Source organism: Streptomyces sp. cmx-4-9 (genome assembly GCF_046548835.1).
Taxonomy (GTDB): domain Bacteria; phylum Actinomycetota; class Actinomycetes; order Streptomycetales; family Streptomycetaceae; genus Streptomyces.
On the sequence record NZ_JAEBEE010000006.1, the window covers coordinates 105286 to 124691 of the forward strand.

A 19406-nucleotide genomic window follows, 5' to 3' on the forward strand; every position below is an offset into this window, starting at 1 on the left:
GACAGGGTGTCAGCTCGGGGCCGGGCCGCCGGGGCCGGGGGAGTCCGTTCGGGGCGTCGAGTTCGTGCGCGAGGCCCGGCCGGCTGTCGAACCCGTAGCCCGGCGGGAAACACCATCAAGCCGGCGGGTTCCCCTCCCGCGTACGGGGCAGACGTGCAGACATGGAACGGTCACCAGGGAGCGATCAGCAGGCGGGCGCGCACGCCCCCCGCCCGGACACCTCGCACGCGCCGCCCCGCTCGCTGCCCGCGACGACGGCCGACGCCCGGCACCTGATCCAGGCCCTCCTGCAGCGCTCCGGACTGTCCTCCGGCGCCCGCGCGGTGACGGACGCGCTGATGGTCACCTCCGAGCTCGTGACCAACGCCATCCGCCACGGCGGCGGCCTGACCGGCTTCCAGGCCGACGTACGCGACGGCGCACTCCGGCTGTCGGTGGCCGACCGCAATCCCCGCGCCCCGCTCGCCCGGACGACCCCGGCGGCCGGCATCCGGATCGGCGGCTACGGCTGGCCTCTGGTCCAGAGCCTCGTCGACCACCTGACCATCACCCCGCACGGCAGCGGCAAGCAGATCACCGCGAACCTGAACCTGAACCCCTGCTGAACGCCTGCTGAAACCCTGCCCATGCGAACCCCCGCCCACCACGCGGCGCAGCGGCTCGGGCGCATCCGGTACGGCGCAACGGGCCGGGGCGGCAACCTGGTGGTTGCCGCCCCGGCCCGTTGCGCGCGGGGTGCGTCGTCCCCGCGCGGGAGCGTCAGACGCCGTGCGGCCGGTCGTAGTAGCCGCCGACCTGGCGGTGGTAGTCCTCGTTCCCGAGGTGCGTGTCCTTGTCGAACTCGGGAGCGGCCTTGATCTGGTCCTTGGTCCAGTCCACGTAGATCTTCTGCTCGTCCGCATCGACGCGGCTGACCGTGCCGGCGGGGAGGAGGACCTCCTTGCCGAAGATCCACGGGCCGGTGTCGACCACGATGTACGCGGAACCGATGTCCTCGGAATGCTTGTCGACCTTGCCGATGGAGCCGTCCGTGGCCTCGACCTTGTAGCCCGTCAGATCGGCGCCGGCCAGGTGGCCGGAGGTGTCGCGGTAGCCCCACACGTTGCCAGTCATACGCATTACTCCTTCATTGATTTCAGTACCTTCTCCGGCGCTCTCAAAGAATCCCGGAGGGCAGCACCGTCGAGAACTCGCCTGCCCTGCACGGCACTTCCCACACGCCCCGATCCGATGTCCCGGATCAAGCGGCAGAGCGTGCGCGCACAGCAGCCGGACATGCCGGTGCCCCCTCCCGGGAGGAGGGGGCACCGCACCGGACCGTGCCGGTCCGGCTCGTCTACCAGCGGTACCAGCGACCGCTGCTGCCCTTCGGACGGGCGACGAAACCGATCAGCCACAGCACCAGGACGGCGATGGCGACCCACCAGAGGATCTTCACCGCGAAACCGGCACCGAAGAGAATCAGAGCGAGCAGAAGAACAAGAAGCAGGGGAACCATAGTTATTACCTCCGAGACGCCTTCTGTCCGCAGGCCGCGGAACCATGCGCACAAATTTTTTGTGTTTCTTGTCGGTGCGGACGGGAAGACGACGCGCCCGCCCGCTCTCCCTCCTCCGCTTTCGGCCCGCATCCCTCCTCTCGGGCGGGGCCGTGCGTTTTTCCTTTCCGGGCGTTTCAAGTCCCCGAGGCAGGACAGGCGGGTTGAGGCAAGGCGATTTCATATCTTCTGAGGAGTGATGGTTGTGTCTGCTGACGAGAAGACCCAGGCCAAGACCGATCAGGCCAAGGGCAAGGTCAAGGAGGCCGCCGGCCGCGTCGTCGGCAACGAACGCCTGACCGCCGAAGGTCGTGCCGACCAGACCAAGGGCGACGCCCGCCAGGCCAAGGAGAACGTGAAGGACGCCTTCAAGCGCTGACCGCGAGGCGGCCGCGCGTGGGTGTGGGCGGGTCCCCAACCAAGGGTTGGGGACCCGCCCACACCCACGCCCGCACCGGGCCGGGCCCGGTGCGCCCCCGCCACCGGAGCACCGTCGGCCGTCCCGGCGACCGCCCCGGCGACCGCCCCGGCGACTTCGCCGTACCCCCCAGCCGCACCCCTCACGCTCCGGGGTGGTGGGGCAGGGGCTGCTGCCGCGCCCCCGGCGGTGCAAACAGTGCCTGGACGGTTCCGGCGGCCAGCTCGCGCAGCCAGGTGTGGGCGCGGTCGTCGTCGTAGCGCTGGTGCCACAGGAGGTACAGGGGGACCTCCGGCAGCGGGAGCGGCGCCGGCAGTGCGACGAGGCCGAGTCGCTCCCGGGCCGAGCGGGTGACCGCGTCGGGGAGGGTGACGACCAGGTCGGTGTCGAGGGCGAGACTCAGGGCGAAGTCGGCGGTGGGCCCGGCGGCGACGACGCGTCGTTCGTGGCCGCGGGCGTTCAGGGCGTCGTCGATCGGGTCGCGCAGGCTCCCCCGCCGCGAAACGGTCAGGTGCTCGGCGGCCGCGTAGCGCTCGACGCTCAGCCGTCCTTCGGTGAGGGGGTGCCCGGGCCGGACCGCGACGACCAGCCGATCGCTGCCGACGAGACGGTGGCGGATGTCGGGCAGCGCCGGAGTGCCGGAGCTCGATGCGAGATCGACCTCACCCCTGCGCAACTCGGCGTCGTCCGACCCGGGTTCGGCCGACAGGCGCAGCCGGACGCCGGGCGCCTGGTCGTGGACGGCTGTGATCAGGGCGGTGCCGCAGGCGGCGGTCAGGGCGTCGTGCCAGCGCACGGTGAACACCCGGTCCAGCGCCGCCAGGTCGAGTTCCTGCTGCGCGGACAGGAGGTGGTGGGCCTGCTGGACGAGGGCGTGGACCTCGGCGCGCATGGCCAGCGCGCGGGTGGTCGCCACCATGCTGCGGCCGGTGCGGACCAGGATCTGGTCACCGGTGGCCTTGCGGATGCGCCCCAGGGAGCGGCTCATGGCCGGTGGGGTGACGTGGAGGCGTGCTGCCGCGCCGGCGACGCTGCCCTCCTCCAGGAGAGCGTCCAGCGCCGTGAGCAGGTTCAAATCCAGTTGCATGGCAGTAACTCTACAACTGCATAGCATGCACTTGTTGTTAATGCCAGTGCGGCCTACCTTCACAGGGCGGGCAGGAGCGAAAGCCACCCGCACTCACCGAAACCGAGGAGCACGCCATGAGCACAGCCCTGCCGTTCGCCGCCGACACCACCCTCCTGGCCGAGGTGACCGCCGCGGTGAAGACCGCCGGCCACACCCTGCGCGACCGCCACACCCCGCACGCACGGGGTGTGAGCCTGGACGAGGTCGTCGCCGAGATCCACGCCAACGACGACGCGGTGCTGGACGTGCTGAAGGAGCCGCTGCTGCGGGCCCGGCCGGGATCGCAATGGGCCGAGGACGAACTGGCCGGCGGCGCGCTCCCGTCGGGGGAGTGGTGGGTCGTCGACCCCGCCGAGGGCAACATCAACCACGTGCACGGCATGGACGACTGGTCCGTCACCGCCACCCTGGTCCGCGACAACCAGCCGGTGCTGACCGTCGTCCACCTGCCCCTGAGCGGCGACACCTACACGGCCACCGCCGGCGGCGGCGCCCACCTCAACGGCCTGCCCCTGCGGGTCTCCGCCAAGACCGACCTGGGCGCCGCGCTCGTCGGCACCGGCCAGGCCAGGCCCGGCGAGGACGAGCGCACCTTCCGGCGGATCGGCGCATCGGTCACCGCCATGCTCATCAACGGCCTGGTCGTACGGGTGTCCGTGCCCGCCACCATGCAGCTCATCCACGTCGCGGCCGGACGCACGGACGCCTTCTGGCAGTTCTCCGACGTCCGCTCCGGCCTGGTCGCCGGCGCCCTGCTGGTCTCCGAGGCCGGAGGCACCGTCACCGACCTGGCGGGCACGCCCTGGAACACGGGCAGCCACGACTTCCTGGCCGCCGCCCCCGGCCTCCACGCCGCCGCCCTCGACGTCCTGGCGCCGCTCGCCTGACGGGCAACCCCCGCCCCCACCCCTGCCCTTCCCCCTCCCCCCTCCCCTCTCCACCTCAGGCCGCAAGGAGCACCACCTCATGACCACCACCATCGGCATCCTGGGCGCCGGCCGCGTCGGCGCCAACCTCGCCGGCAAGCTCGCCGCAGCCGGCCACCGCGTCACCCTCGGCATCCGCAACCCCGAGGGACCCGCAGCCCGCGCCGCCGACACGGACCCGCAGAGCGCCACCGCCCTCCAGCGGGCCATCGCCCCGCAGATCACCTTCGCCGACCAGCGCACCACCGCCCGCACCGCGGACGTGGTCATCAACGCCACGCCCGGCCGCACCTCCCTGGACCGCCTGGCCGGCCTGCGCACCGAGCTCTCCGGGAAACTCCTCATCGACGTCTCCAACGCCACCCACGACGCCGATGACGGCATGCCCGACGGCCTCTGCTACCCGGGCAGCAGCCTCGCCGAGCAACTCCAGGCCGCCCTCCCCGACACCCGGGTGGTCAAGACCCTCAACACCATGCTGTTCACCGTCATGACCGCTCCCGAATCCCTGGCCACCCCACCCACCGCCTACCTCTCGGGCGACGACCGGAACGCGAAGGAGACCGTCTCCGGCCTCCTCGCCGACCTGGGCTGGCAGCCCGCCTGGATCGAAGACCTCGGCGGCATCACCACGGCCCGCGCCACCGAGGCCATGATCCTGGTGGTGCCCCACGTCCTGCGCCGGCACGGCTTCACGCCCTTCGCCGTCTCCCTCGCCCGCTGACCCGCCCGGCCCCGGAGCGGACCCGGATCGGCGCCGCGGCGGGCCCGCGGCAAGGGCAAGGCCGACCCCGCGGTCAGCGGTCAGCGGTCAGCGGACGACGTCGAAGACCTGCTTCTGCAGACCGTTGGCGTAGGCCTCGTGCTCGACGAGCTCCAGCTTCTGCGCGTCCTTGTCCGTGGCGCTGAAGAGCCGCTTGCCCGCGCCGAGCAGGAGCGGGAAGACCAGCAGGTGGTAGCGGTCGATCAAGCCGGCGTCCGAGAGGCCCTGGTTCAAGGTGGCGCTGCCGTGGACGATGATCGGGCCGCCTTCGGTGTCCTTCAGCGCGGCGACCTCGTCGAGCGAGCGCAGGATCGTCGTCTCACCCCAGTTCGACACGAGGCCGCCCTCGCTGAGGGTGGTGGAGACGACGTACTTCGGCATCGACTTGTAGTCGGCGAAGTCCGCCATGTCGGGCCACACCGGGCTGAACGCCTCGTAGCTCGTCCGGCCCAACAGCATCGCCGTCGCCTCCTGCTGCTCCCGCCCCTTGATCTCGAACGCCTCGGGGAGGAAGTCGACGTGCCGGAAGGTCCACCCGGCGTTCCGGTAGCCGGCTTCCCCGCCGGGCGCCTCCACGACGCCGTCGAGCGAGATGAAGGCGGTACTGATCAGCGTGCGCATCTGCAGATTCCTCGGTGTCTGGGGTCCAGCCGGCAGAAGGTCCGGCCGGTACGCGCTTCGACCGCACCCGCGGCACCGGCACGCCGACCACTATCCATGACACCCCTGACTGCGGAGCACGGTGAAATTCATCGGCCGCGCGTCGCCGCGCCCGCTTCGTGCGGGTACTGCGGCGCCTCCGGGCCCGGGGCGAGTTCCTCCGTGCAGTACGCGCAGCGCCGTGCACGGACCGGAATCGAACTCAGGCAGGCGGGACAGTCCTTCTTGTCGGCCTGGACGTCCTGGTGCGGCGCGAACCGCTCGTGGAGCTTGTTCACGGGGAGGACCACGAGGAAGTACAGGGCCGCCGCGATCAGGGCGAAGCTGATGGCCGCGTCGATGAAGCCGCCGTAGGGGAAGTCCGTACCCGCGACCTTGAAGGTCCGTGCCGTGAAGTTGCCCCGCGCACCGGCGGCCAGGCCGACCAGCGGGGTGAGGAACGCCTTCACGAAGCCGTTGACCACGGCGGTGAAAGCGGCTCCGATCACGATGCCGACCGCCAGGTCGACCACGTTCCCGCGCAGCACGAACCCGCGGAAACCCTTCAAGCCCTTGACCAACATCCCTGCTCCTCCTCCTGGCTGCCCGGCGGGCCCGAAGGCCACGGGGGACCGTCTTCCCCCCCAGGTGCACCGCACCCCCCGCGAGAGGAATCGGCCGGGTCGATGCATGCGGCAGCCCAGGCACAGGGTGACCGCCCGTCAGCAGTGCGCCTTCCCGTCAGCAGTGCGCCCTCCCGGCAGCAGCGCGCGACCGCCCCGCCGCCGGCCGGTCCCCGGCGGCACGTTGCCGGTGGCGATTCGGGGGTAGCGTCCTGACATGGATCTTCGAACCACCGTTGAGCGCGCTCAACGCCTCAAGCAGCTGCACGCCGATCACCAGCCCCTCGTGCTGCCCACCGTCTGGGACGTCTGGTCCGCACGGACGGCAGTCGACGCCGGGTTCCCCGCGCTGACCGTCGGCAGCCATCCGCTCGCCAACTCCCGCGGCGCCGAGGACAACGAGGGGCAGACCTTCGAGGAGGTACTCGCCGCCGTCAGGCCGATCATCGCGGCGGTCGACGTCCCCGTGTCCGTGGACCTGGAGGCCGGGTACGGACAGAAGCCCGCGGACCTCATCGCCGGACTCACGGAGGCCGGCGGCGTCGGCCTCAACATCGAGGACACCGTCCACTCGGACGGCGGACGCCTCCGCAGTACGCAGGAGCACGCGCACTACATCGCCGGCCTGCGCGCGGCAGCCGACGACGCGGGAATTCCGGTCTGGATCAATGGGCGCACCGACCTGTTCCTGCACGCGGAGGATGCCGCCGGCGTCCTCGACGAGGCGATCGAGCGCCTGCGCGCCCTGGAGCAGGCCGGCGCCGACAGCGTCTACCCGGTCGCGATCCAGGACAACGACGACCTGCTCACCGCGGTGACCGCCGCCGTCGCCGTCCCCGTGAACTCCACGGCCCATCCCGTCAAGCACGACCTGGAGCGCTTCCGCCGCCTCGGCGTCGGCCGGATCACCTACGGCCCGCTGCTGCAGCTCGCGCTGACCGACGCGATGAAGGACATGCTCGGCCCGTGGGGCACCCGCAAGGCCTGATCGAACGACCGGGCGCCCGCAGCAACCGCGCTCCCTACGGCGGACCCCTGCCTCCGAGGCCTCTGCGCCGCTGGTGCCTCCGACGCCTCCGACGCCTCTCACGTCGGACGGATTCCGTTGGTGCACCCAGCGGCCCGGCCCGCACGACCGCCGTTCCGCGCCCGGGACGGCGGTCGTTCACGGAGCGCCCCGGGAGGTACGCGGTCGGCAGGCTGACCAGGACCCTGCGGGGCAGAAGACCGGAACAGCAGACGAGTAGACGAGCAGACGAGCAGACGGGCAGACGAGCCCTCAGGTCCTGAAAGACGAGACGAGGAGACCGCGATGTGGCACCAGCAGACGGAACTGTCCGAGACGCTCGCCCGCGGAGCGGCCCCCTCAAGCCCCCCGTTCTGGCTCATCGCCCTCGTCGTGGTCGCGATCGTGGGAGGAGCCTTCCTCTTCACCAGGCTTCGCAGGCGGTGACGACGACCAGCCGCCCGGTCACACCCGCCCCGTCACCGCCCGGCGGCCGGGGCACGGCAGCGCGGCCCGTCGTGCACGGTACGGAGGCGGCCACGAGCCGGCGGTCGGACCAGCGCTCGCCGCATCCTCCCCGGCAGAAGTACCGGCCGTAGTTCTGCCGGTGGAATTGCCTGGTCTGCCCGGCCCCCGCGCGCTTGGCTGGTGGCGACCCGGACGGGGGCCGACCAGCCCCGCCGGGCCGGTCCGTCGCCCGGCGCCACCCCCTCGTGTGGGGCTGCGCGACGGACCGGGGGAACCTCCAGACCTCAGCTCGCCGACGCCTTGTGGCACCGTGCCCGCGCACGCCGGCAGCCGCTTTCCACCAGGGGAAATCCGCCGTGAGAACCAGTGGTGCCGTGCCCGTGCCCGTGCCCGTGCCTCCGCTCGGGCCCGTGCCCCGTCCGGGTTCCGGCCGCCGTGCCCGCCTGCTGCGCTCGTTCGCCCTGCAGGTCCTCCCGGTCCTGGTCCTGGCCTCGACGCTGACGGTGCCGACGGCCGCGGTCGCGTCGGACGCAGGACCGTTCGGCTACGCCCGCCACGACCAGTCCGCCCGGGACTGTGAGGTCCGCGACCACAGGAGACGTGCCGGGTCGTCACGGGCCGGGGCCCGAACGTCGTGGCGGTCGCCTTCTGCCAGGACAGCCACACCCCGGCCGCCGACCCGGTGCCGGTGGTCGAGGAGCTGAACGGGTACGCGTACGGCCAGGGCGACCCAGCGTGCCTGCGACCGGCAGGGGCACAACCGGGCGGCCGCCGAGGCGCGACCGGCAGGAGTACGACCGGCGACCGGCAGGAGTACGACCGACGGACCCGGTCCGGCACCGCACGCCACGGTGCCGGACCGGGCTTCTCCGTTGCGGCCCCCGGTACCCGGCCGTCCGCGCCGGCCGCGGCACTGCGCCGGCCGCAAGCGCCGGGCCGACCGGGCGACCTCGTCCCGGGCCCGGCGCAAAAGTAGGGTCGGGCATAATTTTGCCGGCGAGGTGCGGCGTTCCGGCTGGGCCGCACCGACCAGGGGACATCCAGACGTGGACACCGGTACACCGGCCGCCAACCACTTCGGCACGCTGCTGCGCGGCCTGCGGACGGGCGCCGGGCTGAGCCAGGAAGAGCTGGCGCATGCCGCGGGGGTGAGCGTACGGGCGTTGTCGTACATGGAGCGCGGACACTCCCGGGGACCGCAGCGCCGCACCGTGCAGGCCCTGGCCGCGGCCCTCGGCCTGGACGCCCCCGCCGCACGGGAGTTGGAGCACACCGCGAGCCTGGGCCGCCCCCGCCGGACCCGTACGCCGGACGGCACGCCACCTGCCGCCGTATTGGGTGCACCGGGTGCACCGGGTGCACCGGGTGCACCGGGTGTACTGGATGGACCGGCTGCCGCAGAGCTGACCGGCGCGCCCGATCTGCTGCCGCGCGCGCCGCGCGGTTTCCACGGGCGGACGGCCGAGCTCGCCGCGCTGTCCCGGGCCGCCACGGGCGAGGCGCCCGTCTGCCTGGTCGTCGGACCCGCCGGCGTCGGGAAGACGGCCCTCGTACTCCAGTGGGCCCACCAGGGCCGCGCCCCGTTCCCCGACGGACGGCTCTACGCCGACCTGCGCGGCTTCGGCGCCACGGGCGAGCCGACCCTCTCGGAGGTGCTGCGCGAGTTCCTGCCGGCGCTCGGAGTGCCGCACAGCCGGATTCCGGAGTCGGCGAACGGCGCAGCCGCGCTGTTCCGGTCGCTCGCCGCCGACCGCCGGCTCCTCGTCGTACTCGACAACGCGCGGGACTCCGAGCAGGTCAGGCCGCTCCTGCCGGGCGGTCGCCACTGCGTCACCGTCGTCACCAGCAGACACCGGCTGCCGGGGCTGATCGTCACCGACACCGCCCGGCCCGTGGCCGTGGACGTGCTCGGGCCGCAGGACGGCACGATGCTCCTCGCCGGGGTACTCGGCACGGACCGGGTACGCGCGGAGCCGGCGGCGGCGCGACGGCTGGCCGAACTGTGCGGCGGCCTGCCCCTCGCGCTGCGGGTGGCAGCCGCCCGGCTGGCGCAACGGCCCGGCTGGCCGCTGGACGCGATGGTCGCCGAACTGTCCGACGAGACGCGCCGCCTGGGCCTGCTGGACGTGGAGGACACCGGCGTGCGAGCGGCGCTGCGCGTGACGCTGCAGGAACTCCCGCCGCAGGTCTCCCGCCAGTTCGCCCAGCTCGGCTGCCACCCCGGCACGCACGTCGACCGGTATGCGGCGGCCGCCCTGGCGGATACGGACCCGGCAGCCGCCGAGGCCTCCCTGGAGCGGCTTGCTGCGGCGCACCTCGTCACCGAGTCGGCGCCCGGCCGGTGGACGATGCACGACCTCGTACGCCTCTACGCACGCAGCCTGGACGCCGGCCCCGAGGCCCTCAGGCGCGTGCTCGACCACTCGATCGCCACGGCCCTCGCGGCCGTGGCGGCGGCCGAACCCGGCAACGAGGACTGCTTCCCGCTGCCCGCGGACCACCTGCCGCCCGCCGCCGTACGGGAGTTCCGCGACCGGTCCGCCGCCGTGGCCTGGTACGCGGCCGAACGGGACGACCTCACCCAGGCGGTGGCCGCGGCGCAGGCCGCCGGACTGCACGGCCGGGCCTGGCGGATCGTCCTGACGCTGTGGCCGCTGATGGTGTGGCGCGTCCGGGACGGCTGGGTCCCGCTGCTGGAGGCCGGGCTCGCGGCGGCACGCGCCGACCCCGACGAGTACGGCGAGTACGGCGAGTCGCGGGTGCTGAACGTGCTCGGCTGGGTCCTGACCGCGGAAGGACGCATCCCGGAGGCGCTGACCCACCTCGAAGCCGCCTCCGCCCTGGCCTCCCGGGCAGGCGACGCGGTGGCCGAGGCGAACGCCCTCATCGTCCTCGCCCTGGCGCAGGCGGCCCTGGGCGGCCTGGATGAGGCCGCCCGCGGATGCGGGCGCGCGGTGGAGCTGGCGCGCAAGGCCGGCGACCGGACCATCGAAAGGCTGGCTCTGCAGCACCTCGCCCGGCACTGGGCCGACGCCGGGAAATGGCGCCGGGCCCTCGACGCGGCGACCGCCGCCCTGGCCCTCGACGATCACCCGGGCACGGCTGACGTGCCCCGGATCCTCCTCCTCCTGGTGAGGGGAGAGGCACTGCTGGGTCTCGGGAACGAAGCCGAGGGCATCGGGCAACTCGACCTGGCAGCCCGGGAGGCGGAGTCGTCCGGCTACGAGGACGGCGCGGTCCGCGCGCTCGGCGCCCTGCTGCGGGTCGCGCCGGACCCGGCACTCCAGGCACGCTACGACGCAGCAGTCACACGCCTCACGCAGCGCCCGTGACCCCCGGAAACGAGCCTGCCGAGCGCCCCGCGGCCGAGGCACGCACGCGCCACTGCGGGTAGGTTGTGTGCTCCGGTCTCAGGTGAGGGGGCAGCATGGTCGAACTCGGTGTGTTCTTCGGTGTGATGGTGGCGGCCGCGGCCTGGATGATGCGGACCCTGCTGCGGCGGGGCAACCGGAAGACGGAGTCTGCGGACGGACTGCGGATCGAGCAGGCGCGCCGGGAACAGGCCGTGTCCGACCGGTCGTCCTACAGCTCGAACGCGGTGCACAACTCCCCGACGCACGGGCACGGATACCGGCCGTAGCGGGCTTCCCGCGGCCCGGGTCCCGGACAGCACGAAGCCGGGACCCCGGGTCCTGAACCGCAAGAAGCCGGGGCCCCGGAACAGGAACTGGGCCGTGATTGTGTCGGCCGGAGGGGAAGAGGAGGCAACACACCCTCGGGAGGCTGACGTGGCAGAGGATCGGATCGGGCTGGCGCAGGTCTTGGCGGCCTCGGAGGCCGCCGCACCGGTGGACTCCCTCGACGTGGTGGCGCACCACCTGCGGGACCGGTTCGGCGCCGCGTACGTGTCGTTTCTGTTCGTCGACGTCGTCGGCCGGCGCCTTCTGCGGGTCCATGACACTGCTGCCACGCATCGGGAGGACCGCGCCGAACACGTGCCGCTCCCCGGCAGCGGCGTCTACGACGACGTACTGCGCGACCAGCGCCTGGTTCTGGCGCCGGACACCGGGAAGGGCCGACGGGTACTCGCCCCCGTCACCAACCGGGGCGACGCCATCGGAGTGCTGGAACTCTTCCTCCCGCACGTCGCGGCGGGGGTGCTGGAGCAGGTGGAGGAAGTCGCGCACGCGCTGGCCTACGTCATCGTCACCGACCGGCGCTTCACCGACCTCTACCACTGGGGCAACCGCACCACCACGGTCAGCCTGGCCGCCGAGATCCAGCGCCAGCTCCTGCCCACCGCCTCCTCCTGCGAGGCACCCCAGTTCAGCCTCGCCGGCGCCCTGGTCCCCGCGTCCGACATCGCCGGGGACACCTACGACTACAGCCTCGACCAGAACACCCTGCACCTGTCGATCACCGACGCCATGGGCCACGACACCCAGGCCTCCCTCATGGCCACCCTCCTCGTCAACGCCTCCCGGGGGGCCCGTCGCGCCGGGCAGGACCTCGTCGGCCAGGCCCGCCAAACCCACCAGGCCCTCCTCGACCACGGCAGACGCACCTTCGCCACCGGCCAACTCCTGAGGATCACCCTGGACGGCGCGCGCGCCGAGGTCGTCAACGCCGGGCACCCCAAGCCGTTCCTGCTCCGCGACGGGGCGGTCACCGAGCTGCCCCTGGCCGTGAACATGCCGTTCGGCGTCGACCATCCACGCCACGGCGGCTACCGGGTCCAGAACCTCGACCTCCGCCCCGGGGACCGTCTTCTGCTGTACACCGACGGCATGCAGGAACGCGAAGCCGAAGCGGTCGACCTGCCCGCTCTCCTGCGCAAGACCGCCGCCGAACACCCCCGCGAGGTCGTACGCACCCTGGTCGGCGCGGTGGCCGCCGCCTACGACGACCGTCCTCCCCGCGACGACGCCACTGTCCTGTGCCTGGACTGGCACGGTTCCCGCCACGGTGCCCCGGCGGAGAGCTGAGCCGGGTCCCGGCCGAAGGGCCCGGCCCCGCCGGCAGGTCCGCGTGCGGGCCGGTCACGGTCAGGGCGCGTCCGCCCCGCGAGGCTGCGGCGCGCACCGGGAGTCGTCCTCTGCGCGGCCCTGCGAAGGCGGCTGGTCGCAGCAGCCGCCCGCGCCCGCCTCCCCGGCGCCCGCCTCCCCGGCGGCCGGCTCGTCGGCGGCCGGCTCGTCGTAGAGGCCGGCGCCACCGCACACCCCGGTCTCGGGGAGGGTGAGTTCGACGCGTTCGGCGGCCTCACGGTCACCGGCCAGGTGGGCGGCGACGGAGCGGACCTGCTCGTAGCCGGTCATGGCCAGGAAGGTCGGGGCGCGGCCGTAGGACTTCATGCCGACGAGGTAGACGTCCTTCTCCGGGTGCGACAGCTCGGCCGCCCCGTGGGGGTGGACGGTGCCGCAGGAGTGCTGGTTGGGGTCGATCAGCGGTGCGAGCGCGACCGGGGCCTGCAGGCGCTCGTCCAGGCCGAGGCGGAGCTCGCCGAGGAAGGAGAGGTCGGGGCGCAGGCCGGTCAGGACGATGACCTCGTCGACCGGGTCCAGCCGGCGACCGTCCTCACCGACGAGGACCAGGCGGCCGTCGCCGTCGGGTTCGAAGGCGTCCGTGCGGAAACCGGTGACCGCGTTCGCGTATCCGCCGTCGACGGCGTCCCGCGCGGCACGTCCCAGGGCGCCGCGGGCGGGGAGCTGGTCGGCATCGCCGCCGCCGAAGGTGGAGCCGGAGAGGCCGCGGCGCAGGATCCAGGTGGCATGCGTGCCGGTGCCGTCCTCGGCCCGGGCGAGGTCGGCGAGGCCGGCCAGCGCGGTGAAGGCGGAGGCACCGGTGCCGACGACGGCGGTGTGCTTGCCCGCGTACCGGGCGCGGACGGCCGGGTCCCTGAGGTCGGGGATCCGGTAGGAGATCCGGTGGGCCGCGGCCCTCTCGCCGAGCGCGGGCAGGCCGCTGCCTCCGGCCGGGCCCGGGGTGGACCAGGTGCCGGAGGCGTCGATCACGGCGCGGGCGTGGATGCGTTCCTCGGTGCCGTCGGCGCGGGTGCAGTGCAGGACGAAGGGCTGCTCCGCGCGGTCGGCGTCGACGATGCGGTCGCGGCCGCTGCGGGAGACGCCGGTGACGGTGGCGTGGTAGCGGACCTTCTCGCCCAGGACGTCGGCGAGCGGCTGGAGGTAGCGGTCGGCCCAGTCGCCGCCGGACGGATGGGCGGACCCGTCGGGGCGGACCCAGCCGGTGGGCGCCAGGAGCTTTTCGGCAGCCGGGTCGACCACCTCGGACCACGGGGAGAACAGACGCACGTGCGACCAGGCGCGCACTGCCGTCGCCGCGGAGGGCCCGGCCTCCAGGACGAGGGGCTGGACTCCGCGTTCGAGGAGGCGGGCGGCGGCCGCCAGACCGGTGGGGCCGGCGCCGATCACGACGACGGGCAGGGTGTCGGTGGATGCGTTCACAACGGGGCTCCCTGGTGCTGCGTGATCCGGCGGCGTTGATTCGACAATTGTCGATATCCCGAACTCCAGGCTGCCACCTCACATCGACGTTCGTCAACATAGACATCTGTCGAATTTGCGGGATGATGGAGGGCATGACGTCGAAGGTGTTGCCGCTGCTGGAGCAGGAGAGCGCGGCGCCGTGCTGCCCGCCGCTGTCGGAGCGTCCGCTGACGGCCGAGGAGGCCGAGCGGACCGCGCTCATGTTCAAGGCGCTGGGCGACCCCGTACGGCTGCGGCTGTTCTCCCTGGTGGCCTCGCACGAGGGCGGGGAAGCGTGCGTGTGCGACATCTCCGACGTCGGGGTGTCCCAGCCCACCGTCTCGCACCATCTGAAGAAGCTCCGTGAGGCCGGCCTGCTGTCCTCCGAGCGACGCGGAACGTGGGTGTACTACCGCGTCGAGCCGTCCGTGCTCGCCGCCATGGGACAGCTGCTCACCCGCGCGGCCGGCGCATGACGCCCACGATCACGAAGCTGACCGAGGCGCACGCGGACGAGGTCCTGGCGATCTACCAGGCCGGGATCGACGAGGGAAACGCCACCTTCGAGACCGTCGCCCCCGACTGGGCCCGGTTCGACGCGACGAAACTGCCCGGGCACCGCTTCGCCGCCCTCGACGCCGACGGCAGTCTGCTGGGCTGGATCGCGGCCACCCAGGTCTCCGACCGCTGCGCGTACGCCGGTGTCGTCGAGCACTCCGTGTACGTCCACCCCGCTGCCCGCGGCCGGGGCATCGCCGGCCGCCTCCTGGCGGCCCTGGTCGAGTCGACCGAGGCAGCGGGAATCTGGACGATCCAGTCCGGGATCTTCCCGGAGAACACCGCCAGTCTCGCCCTGCACCAGCGCGCCGGCTTCCGGATCATCGGTACCCGTGAACGGATCGGCCGCCACCGCGGAGTGTGGCGGGACGTGGTGCTGCTGGAGCGCCGCAGTCCGCTGATCGCCTGAGCCGTACGTACGGTGCTCAGGCCAGGGCCGCCGCGGCGTAGAGGACGCCGACGGAGGCGGCCAGAGCGCCGAGCAGCAGCCGCAACGCGGTTTCGGGCAGGCGGGGTTGCAGCCGGGCCCCGAGGTAGCCGCCGATCAGGCCGCCGACTCCGCAGGCCAGGCCGAGGAACCAGTCCGGCGAGATGTCCCCCGACTCGGCCAGAGACAGCAGCGCGTAGGTGGCCGAGCCGACGACGGACGTCGCGAAAGTCGAGGCCAGGGCCGCCGGCGCGACCCGGGCCACGGGCATGCCCCGGCCGACGAGAATCGGTCCCAGCAGGGAGCCTCCGCCGATTCCGTAGATGCCGCCCACGACTCCCACCGCGACCGCCAGCCCCGTCACGGTTCGGGGAGAAGGCTCAGCAGCCCTGTCGTGACGGGCCGGCCGCAGCGTACGGAAGCACAGCCACAGCCCCAGCGGCAGCAGCAGGGCTGCGACCAGGAGACGGAAGACGGCCGGGCCCGGCAGCGCGAAGACCCGGATCACGGCGCCGGCCACGACACCGGGCAGCGTGCCGAGCACCAAACGCCGCACCAGCGGCCCGCGCAGGCTGCCGTGACGGCGGTAGCGCAGGAGGGCGCCCGGTCCGGCGACCACATTGAACAGCAGGTTGGTCGGCGTGACCGCCGGGCTGGGCACGTTGAACACGCTGAGCTGCACGGGCAGCAGGAAGACCGCCCCCGACACCCCGACCGGCGCGGTCAGCACCGCGATGAGCAACCCCGTGGCCAGTGCGCCCAGGCCCGTCTGCCAGTCCACCCGCCCGCCTCCCTTTTCCGGCTCCGCCTCCCCGATTCAGCCGAGATCGATGTGGACGCTGGTGGACTTGACCCGCGCGGTGGCCTCGACACCCACCGCCAGGCCCAGCTCCTCGACCGCCTCACGGGTCAGCAGCGACACCAGCCGGTGCGGCCCGGCCTGGATCTCCACCTGCGCACTGACCTCTCCCAGCGTGACCGCGGTGACGATCCCCGGGAAGGCGTTGCGGGCCGAGGTGGACCGCCCGTCGTCCTCCACCGCGGCTTCCGCCGCGACCTCGACGCAGAACGCGGCCAGATCGGGCCCGTCCACGAAACGCCGATGGCCTTCACGGCGGGTGGGAAAACGGCCCGCGTCCGCCCAGCGCCGCGCGGTGTCACTGCTGACGCCGAGCAGGGTCGCCGCCTGGCCGATGGTGTAGGACTCCATGGGGCTCACAGTAGGTCCCGGCCGTGCGCCGATCGGCACCGCGGCCGTGCACCGCGTCATGCTGCCGGCCGCTCCGTGTCGGTCGTCGTGCCGCGCATGAAGATGACCGCCACCAGGGCCAGGCCCACCACGGTGCCGACGAGCTGCATGCAGATGAAGCCGGGCACCGAGCCGGGGGCGATGCCGGCGAAGGTGTCGGTGAAGGCGCGGCCGACGGTGACGGCCGGGTTGGCGAAGGACGTGGAGGAGGTGAACCAGTACGCGGCGCCGATGTACGAGGCGACCGCGACGGGCGCGAACCGCAGCCGGTCCGAGGTCGCCAGCCCGAAGATCAGCAGGATCAGGCCCGCGGTGGCCACGACCTCGCCCAGGAGGAGGTTCCCGGTCGAGCGGTCGTGCGTGGACCACTCCACCAGCGGCTCGCCGAACATCGCGTCCGCGAGGACCGCGCCGGCGATCGCACCCCCGACCTGCGAGGGCACGTACACGGCCAGCTCACGTGCACTGACGCCGGCCCCGCCGCGGCGGGCGGTCCACCACTCGGCCAGCGTCACGGCAGGGTTGAAGTGCGCGCCGGAGACCGGGCCGAGGAGCGTGATGAGGACGCCGAGCCCGAAGACCGTGGCGGTGGAGTTGGCCAGCAGCTGCAGCGCCACGTCCTGGGTGAGCTTCGTGGCCTGGATGCCCGAGCCGACGACGACCGCCACGAGGGCAGCGCTGCCGACCAGTTCGGCGGCGGCGCGGGCGATCAGCGGGGTGCGGGGCGGGGCCGCGCCGGGGGCGGGCCGGGGCCCGTCGGCAGATATGGGGGCGCCGGCGGGCTGGGTGGCGGTCAAGACGGGTTCTCCTCGGGCAGGTGGGTCACAGCACCAGGGCGAAAGAGGCGGCTCAGGGGCAGGGACGCTTGCGATGCGCTTCTGCGGTGGCCCGCGCGGTGTGGGCGAGGTCGGCGAACTGACCGGCGAGGGCTTCGACGACTTCCGGGCGCAACCGGTAGTAGATGAACCTCCCGCACGGCTCCGTATCCACGACCCCGGCCTCGCGCAGCACCTTCATGTGGTTGGACAGGTTCGTCTGCTTCGCCCCCGTCTCCTCCACGAGATGGGTGGTGCACAGCGTCTCGCGGGCAAGCAGGGTCACGATCCGGAGCCTGAGCGGGTCGGCCAGAACCCGCATCAGATCAGTGTCGACTGACGTCATCATGAGCTGATACTTTCACACCGCCGATGGCTGAAACCAGCCCCGGCTGAACCCCGGCTGAACGGTTTCGGGTCACCCACCGGAGCCGCCCAGCCGCGCCTGCCACCCCGCCTGCCACCCTGCCTGCCACCTGAGGGAGAGCCGATGCCCGCGAACCCGATCGCGTCCGTCCTGTTCGTCTGCATCCACAACGCCGGCCGCTCCCAGATGGCGGCAGGATTCCTACGCCACCTCGCCGGCGACCGCGTCGAGGTCCGCTCCGCCGGCTCCCAGCCCGGCGCCCGGATCAACCCCTCCGCAGTGGCCGCCATGGCCGAGCTCGGCATCGACATCTCCGAACAGACCCCGAAGGTCCTCACGTCCGAGGCCGCGCAGGTGTCCGACTACATCATCACCATGGGCTGCGGCGACGCCTGCCCCTACTTCCCCGGCAAGACCTACCTCGACTGGCAACTCGAAGACCCGGCCGGCCAGGGCGTCGAGGCCGTCCGCCCCATCCGCGACGAGATCAAGAGCCTCATCGAGGCCCTCATCACGGACATCGACGCCCAACAGAACACCTGACCCCCGCCACCCGACAACGAGACGACGCAGCTCAGTCGCGCTGGACGGTCTCCGCGCCGCAGGGGCACGCTGCGGCACCGCCCAGCCTGCCGCGGGGCAACAGCTGCTGAGCCGGGGCCACGGCTCGTGAACACCCGCCGGGCCGGTGGGGCGGGTCGTCAGGCGGCGTTGCTGGTGTTGACGAAGCCGATGGTGACGGCGCCCCACCAGCAGGCCTGTGACACCAGTGCGGTCGCCCCACCCCAGGCCAGCATCCGGCGGCGGATCGGAGTTCCCGGTGACGCGGCGAGGCGGCGGCCCAGCAGGCCGGCCTGGAGGCCGTTCAGGGTGAGGGTGAGGACCAGGCCCAGCTTGACGGCGGTCAGCGGGGAGTGGAGGTCGGGGTGGAGCATGGCGCCGCTCGCCACCAGGCCGCCGAGGCCGGCCCAGATCGGGACGTGCAGACGGGAGGTGGCCGCGAGCACCTCCTCGAAGGAGCAGCGTCCCATCGCCCAGAGCAGTCCGTGGTAGTCCGCCGAGAGGACCGCGCCGAAGCCCAGGACGAGCGAGGCGAGGTGGGCGAACAGGGCGGCCGAGTGCAGGGCGGGGTCCGTCCGGACATGGGCGGAGAACCACAGGGCGCCGACCAGGACGAGTACCGCGCCGAGCGCTGCCGCCGAGACCGTCCACCACGAGTCGTACACGCGGACCGGCCGACCCGGCAGAACGCGCGGGGCGGGGTCGACGACAGGGGTGGGCGCAGAGGCGACGGACGACAGCATGGGTGTGGCTCCAGGGGGGCGGTGCGAAGAGGCCCCGCACGGACCCCTCATCAGGCGAGGTAAGGCTTACCTAAAAGTTCACCAGGGTCAATATTCGGCCACTGTCCGAGACGGCGTCGTGACCCGACGGGCGACCGGGCACGGCAGGGAGGACCCTCTGACCCGCCAGCCCATGGCGTGAGTTGACCTCGACGGGGCCTGAAGGACCCGGCCGCCTCGGGTCGAGGGCCGGTGGCAGCGGTCAGGAGCCGTCGTAGTGGTCCCGGCTGCCGGATTTGGCCAGGCCGCGGCTGATCATGTAGCCGAAGGTGAGGATCACGATGTACAGCCAGGCCATGTCGGCGCGGAAGTAGTCGCGGTGTCCGTCGTCGGTGCCCACCACCATGGAGGCGATCAGGACGGCGATCACGCAAGCGATGTAGACGAAGAACTCCGTCGTCTTCAGGGCCGACTTCGTCTCGGTCGACAGGCGGCGGGTGCCGTGTCCTGAGACGTCGGTGTGGGGCGTGGGGCGGCCTCCAGGGGTGCCGCCCAGGGTCGGGTCAGTCATGGCAGATGTCCCATCCTCGTGTGGAGCGCACGCGGTGCGTTCCACAGGCCGGGATCGCGTCTCGGTCGACGCCCTCCCACTTGGCGACTACCCGGGAGCAGGCGAGTAATCATCACATAAAGGGGCAAAACGGTCGCAGGCGCTT

24 protein-coding genes are annotated in these 19406 nt (G+C 72.7%); 12 read left to right on the plus strand and 12 right to left on the minus strand.

What is annotated here, in order from left to right:
• Positions 1-161 precede the first annotated feature (161 nt).
• Positions 162-605, plus strand: coding sequence for an ATP-binding protein (locus ACLJTM_RS19295; RefSeq protein WP_411104889.1), 444 nt, complete (start codon positions 162-164; stop codon positions 603-605).
• Between the two features lie 154 nt (positions 606-759).
• Here ACLJTM_RS19295 and ACLJTM_RS19300 read toward each other — a convergent pair whose 3' ends face one another.
• Together ACLJTM_RS19300 and ACLJTM_RS19305 are read right to left on the minus strand one after the other, a co-directional pair.
• Positions 760-1113 (minus strand): PRC-barrel domain-containing protein, encoded by a 354-nt coding sequence (locus tag ACLJTM_RS19300; protein ID WP_411104890.1) that lies wholly within the window; start codon positions 1111-1113, stop codon positions 760-762.
• Between the two features lie 223 nt (positions 1114-1336).
• Positions 1337-1498: a hydrophobic protein gene (locus tag ACLJTM_RS19305; RefSeq protein WP_069924257.1), complete on the minus strand. Its 162-nt coding sequence runs from the start codon at positions 1496-1498 to the stop codon at positions 1337-1339.
• A 244-nt stretch (positions 1499-1742) separates the two neighbouring features.
• Between ACLJTM_RS19305 and ACLJTM_RS19310 the strand changes: the two genes are divergently transcribed.
• Positions 1743-1916 (plus strand): CsbD family protein, encoded by a 174-nt coding sequence (locus tag ACLJTM_RS19310; RefSeq protein WP_411104891.1) that lies wholly within the window; start codon positions 1743-1745, stop codon positions 1914-1916.
• A 181-nt stretch (positions 1917-2097) separates the two neighbouring features.
• Here ACLJTM_RS19310 and ACLJTM_RS19315 read toward each other — a convergent pair whose 3' ends face one another.
• A complete protein-coding gene (locus ACLJTM_RS19315; protein WP_411104892.1) occupies positions 2098-3042 on the minus strand; it encodes a LysR family transcriptional regulator in 945 nt (314 codons plus the stop codon).
• 116 nt (positions 3043-3158) lie between these two features.
• On the opposite strand from ACLJTM_RS19315, the gene ACLJTM_RS19320 reads away from it, so the two are divergent.
• Positions 3159-3971 carry an inositol monophosphatase family protein gene (locus ACLJTM_RS19320; RefSeq protein ID WP_411104893.1) on the plus strand — a complete coding sequence of 271 codons (813 nt, stop codon included), beginning with the start codon at positions 3159-3161 and terminating at the stop codon, positions 3969-3971.
• Between the two features lie 79 nt (positions 3972-4050).
• Positions 4051-4734, plus strand: a complete 684-nt coding sequence (locus tag ACLJTM_RS19325) for an NADPH-dependent F420 reductase (RefSeq protein WP_411104894.1) — start codon at positions 4051-4053, stop codon at positions 4732-4734.
• An 87-nt stretch (positions 4735-4821) separates the two neighbouring features.
• On the opposite strand, the gene ACLJTM_RS19330 is transcribed toward ACLJTM_RS19325, so the two are convergent.
• The gene (locus tag ACLJTM_RS19330; RefSeq protein WP_411104895.1) at positions 4822-5394 is read right to left on the minus strand and encodes a dihydrofolate reductase family protein; all 573 of its coding nucleotides are present in this window, start codon (positions 5392-5394) and stop codon (positions 4822-4824) included.
• Positions 5395-5522: 128 nt separating this feature from the next.
• Positions 5523-5996: a large conductance mechanosensitive channel protein MscL gene (mscL, locus tag ACLJTM_RS19335; protein WP_411104896.1), complete on the minus strand. Its 474-nt coding sequence runs from the start codon at positions 5994-5996 to the stop codon at positions 5523-5525.
• A gap of 256 nt (positions 5997-6252) precedes the next feature.
• On the opposite strand from mscL, the gene ACLJTM_RS19340 reads away from it, so the two are divergent.
• The 5 genes from ACLJTM_RS19340 (at position 6253) to ACLJTM_RS19360 (ending at position 12494) form a co-directional block, all read left to right on the plus strand.
• Positions 6253-7023 carry an isocitrate lyase/phosphoenolpyruvate mutase family protein gene (locus tag ACLJTM_RS19340; RefSeq protein ID WP_411104897.1) on the plus strand — a complete coding sequence of 257 codons (771 nt, stop codon included), beginning with the start codon at positions 6253-6255 and terminating at the stop codon, positions 7021-7023.
• Positions 7024-7347: 324 nt separating this feature from the next.
• Positions 7348-7488: a hypothetical protein gene (locus ACLJTM_RS19345; RefSeq protein WP_411104898.1), complete on the plus strand. Its 141-nt coding sequence runs from the start codon at positions 7348-7350 to the stop codon at positions 7486-7488.
• A 1067-nt stretch (positions 7489-8555) separates the two neighbouring features.
• Complete coding sequence (locus tag ACLJTM_RS19350; protein WP_411104899.1) at positions 8556-10841, plus strand: helix-turn-helix domain-containing protein; 2286 nt, start codon at positions 8556-8558, stop codon at positions 10839-10841.
• A 95-nt stretch (positions 10842-10936) separates the two neighbouring features.
• Positions 10937-11149: a hypothetical protein gene (locus ACLJTM_RS19355; protein ID WP_411104900.1), complete on the plus strand. Its 213-nt coding sequence runs from the start codon at positions 10937-10939 to the stop codon at positions 11147-11149.
• 148 nt (positions 11150-11297) lie between these two features.
• Positions 11298-12494 (plus strand): PP2C family protein-serine/threonine phosphatase, encoded by a 1197-nt coding sequence (locus ACLJTM_RS19360; RefSeq protein ID WP_411104901.1) that lies wholly within the window; start codon positions 11298-11300, stop codon positions 12492-12494.
• A 60-nt stretch (positions 12495-12554) separates the two neighbouring features.
• On the opposite strand, the gene ACLJTM_RS19365 is transcribed toward ACLJTM_RS19360, so the two are convergent.
• A complete protein-coding gene (locus ACLJTM_RS19365; protein ID WP_411104902.1) occupies positions 12555-13970 on the minus strand; it encodes an NAD(P)-binding domain-containing protein in 1416 nt (471 codons plus the stop codon).
• A gap of 134 nt (positions 13971-14104) precedes the next feature.
• Between ACLJTM_RS19365 and ACLJTM_RS19370 the strand changes: the two genes are divergently transcribed.
• Both ACLJTM_RS19370 and ACLJTM_RS19375 read left to right on the plus strand, forming a co-directional pair.
• A complete protein-coding gene (locus tag ACLJTM_RS19370) occupies positions 14105-14467 on the plus strand; it encodes an ArsR/SmtB family transcription factor (protein ID WP_411104903.1) in 363 nt (120 codons plus the stop codon).
• Positions 14464-14958, plus strand: coding sequence for a GNAT family N-acetyltransferase (locus tag ACLJTM_RS19375; RefSeq protein WP_411104904.1), 495 nt, complete (start codon positions 14464-14466; stop codon positions 14956-14958). The genes ACLJTM_RS19370 and ACLJTM_RS19375 overlap by 4 nt, the downstream gene beginning before the upstream one ends.
• A gap of 16 nt (positions 14959-14974) precedes the next feature.
• Here ACLJTM_RS19375 and ACLJTM_RS19380 read toward each other — a convergent pair whose 3' ends face one another.
• From ACLJTM_RS19380 to ACLJTM_RS19395, 4 genes are read right to left on the minus strand one after another with little or no spacing between them, the layout of a single operon-like run.
• On the minus strand, positions 14975-15757 hold the full coding sequence (locus ACLJTM_RS19380; RefSeq protein ID WP_411104905.1) for a sulfite exporter TauE/SafE family protein: 783 nt from the start codon (positions 15755-15757) through the stop codon (positions 14975-14977).
• 36 nt (positions 15758-15793) lie between these two features.
• Entirely contained in the window at positions 15794-16186 is a 393-nt protein-coding gene (locus ACLJTM_RS19385; RefSeq protein WP_411104906.1) for a TOBE domain-containing protein, read from the minus strand.
• Between the two features lie 56 nt (positions 16187-16242).
• Entirely contained in the window at positions 16243-17022 is a 780-nt protein-coding gene (locus ACLJTM_RS19390; RefSeq protein ID WP_411104907.1) for an aquaporin, read from the minus strand.
• 52 nt (positions 17023-17074) lie between these two features.
• Positions 17075-17389, minus strand: coding sequence for an ArsR/SmtB family transcription factor (locus ACLJTM_RS19395; RefSeq protein WP_411104908.1), 315 nt, complete (start codon positions 17387-17389; stop codon positions 17075-17077).
• A gap of 141 nt (positions 17390-17530) precedes the next feature.
• Here ACLJTM_RS19395 and ACLJTM_RS19400 point away from each other — a divergent pair, with 141 nt between their 5' ends.
• Positions 17531-17950, plus strand: a complete 420-nt coding sequence (locus ACLJTM_RS19400) for an arsenate reductase ArsC (protein WP_411104909.1) — start codon at positions 17531-17533, stop codon at positions 17948-17950.
• Between the two features lie 158 nt (positions 17951-18108).
• Here the strand turns inward: ACLJTM_RS19400 and ACLJTM_RS19405 are convergent, their stop codons facing one another.
• The gene (locus tag ACLJTM_RS19405) at positions 18109-18711 is read right to left on the minus strand and encodes a hypothetical protein (protein WP_411104910.1); all 603 of its coding nucleotides are present in this window, start codon (positions 18709-18711) and stop codon (positions 18109-18111) included.
• Positions 18712-18952: 241 nt separating this feature from the next.
• The gene (locus ACLJTM_RS19410; protein ID WP_411104911.1) at positions 18953-19261 is read right to left on the minus strand and encodes a hypothetical protein; all 309 of its coding nucleotides are present in this window, start codon (positions 19259-19261) and stop codon (positions 18953-18955) included.
• Between the last annotated feature and the right edge of the window lie 145 nt (positions 19262-19406).

Bases quoted from the DNA above. Each gene is read 5' to 3' on its own strand.
- ACLJTM_RS19405 (WP_411104910.1), bottom strand. From the start codon at position 18,711: ATGCTGTCGTCCGTCGCCTCTGCGCCCACCCCTGTCGTCGACCCCGCC.
- ACLJTM_RS19325 (WP_411104894.1), top strand. From the start codon at position 4,051: ATGACCACCACCATCGGCATCCTGGGCGCCGGCCGCGTCGGCGCCAAC.
- ACLJTM_RS19370 (WP_411104903.1), top strand. From the start codon at position 14,105: ATGACGTCGAAGGTGTTGCCGCTGCTGGAGCAGGAGAGCGCGGCGCCG.
- ACLJTM_RS19320 (WP_411104893.1), top strand. From the start codon at position 3,159: ATGAGCACAGCCCTGCCGTTCGCCGCCGACACCACCCTCCTGGCCGAG.
- ACLJTM_RS19315 (WP_411104892.1), bottom strand. From the start codon at position 3,042: ATGCAACTGGATTTGAACCTGCTCACGGCGCTGGACGCTCTCCTGGAG.
- ACLJTM_RS19295 (WP_411104889.1), top strand. From the start codon at position 162: ATGGAACGGTCACCAGGGAGCGATCAGCAGGCGGGCGCGCACGCCCCC.
- ACLJTM_RS19340 (WP_411104897.1), top strand. From the start codon at position 6,253: ATGGATCTTCGAACCACCGTTGAGCGCGCTCAACGCCTCAAGCAGCTG.
- ACLJTM_RS19330 (WP_411104895.1), bottom strand. From the start codon at position 5,394: ATGCGCACGCTGATCAGTACCGCCTTCATCTCGCTCGACGGCGTCGTG.
- ACLJTM_RS19300 (WP_411104890.1), bottom strand. From the start codon at position 1,113: ATGACTGGCAACGTGTGGGGCTACCGCGACACCTCCGGCCACCTGGCC.
- ACLJTM_RS19410 (WP_411104911.1), bottom strand. From the start codon at position 19,261: ATGACTGACCCGACCCTGGGCGGCACCCCTGGAGGCCGCCCCACGCCC.
- mscL (WP_411104896.1), bottom strand. From the start codon at position 5,996: ATGTTGGTCAAGGGCTTGAAGGGTTTCCGCGGGTTCGTGCTGCGCGGG.
- ACLJTM_RS19345 (WP_411104898.1), top strand. From the start codon at position 7,348: ATGTGGCACCAGCAGACGGAACTGTCCGAGACGCTCGCCCGCGGAGCG.
- ACLJTM_RS19355 (WP_411104900.1), top strand. From the start codon at position 10,937: ATGGTCGAACTCGGTGTGTTCTTCGGTGTGATGGTGGCGGCCGCGGCC.
- ACLJTM_RS19375 (WP_411104904.1), top strand. From the start codon at position 14,464: ATGACGCCCACGATCACGAAGCTGACCGAGGCGCACGCGGACGAGGTC.
- ACLJTM_RS19395 (WP_411104908.1), bottom strand. From the start codon at position 17,389: ATGATGACGTCAGTCGACACTGATCTGATGCGGGTTCTGGCCGACCCG.
- ACLJTM_RS19400 (WP_411104909.1), top strand. From the start codon at position 17,531: ATGCCCGCGAACCCGATCGCGTCCGTCCTGTTCGTCTGCATCCACAAC.
- ACLJTM_RS19305 (WP_069924257.1), bottom strand. From the start codon at position 1,498: ATGGTTCCCCTGCTTCTTGTTCTTCTGCTCGCTCTGATTCTCTTCGGT.
- ACLJTM_RS19385 (WP_411104906.1), bottom strand. From the start codon at position 16,186: ATGGAGTCCTACACCATCGGCCAGGCGGCGACCCTGCTCGGCGTCAGC.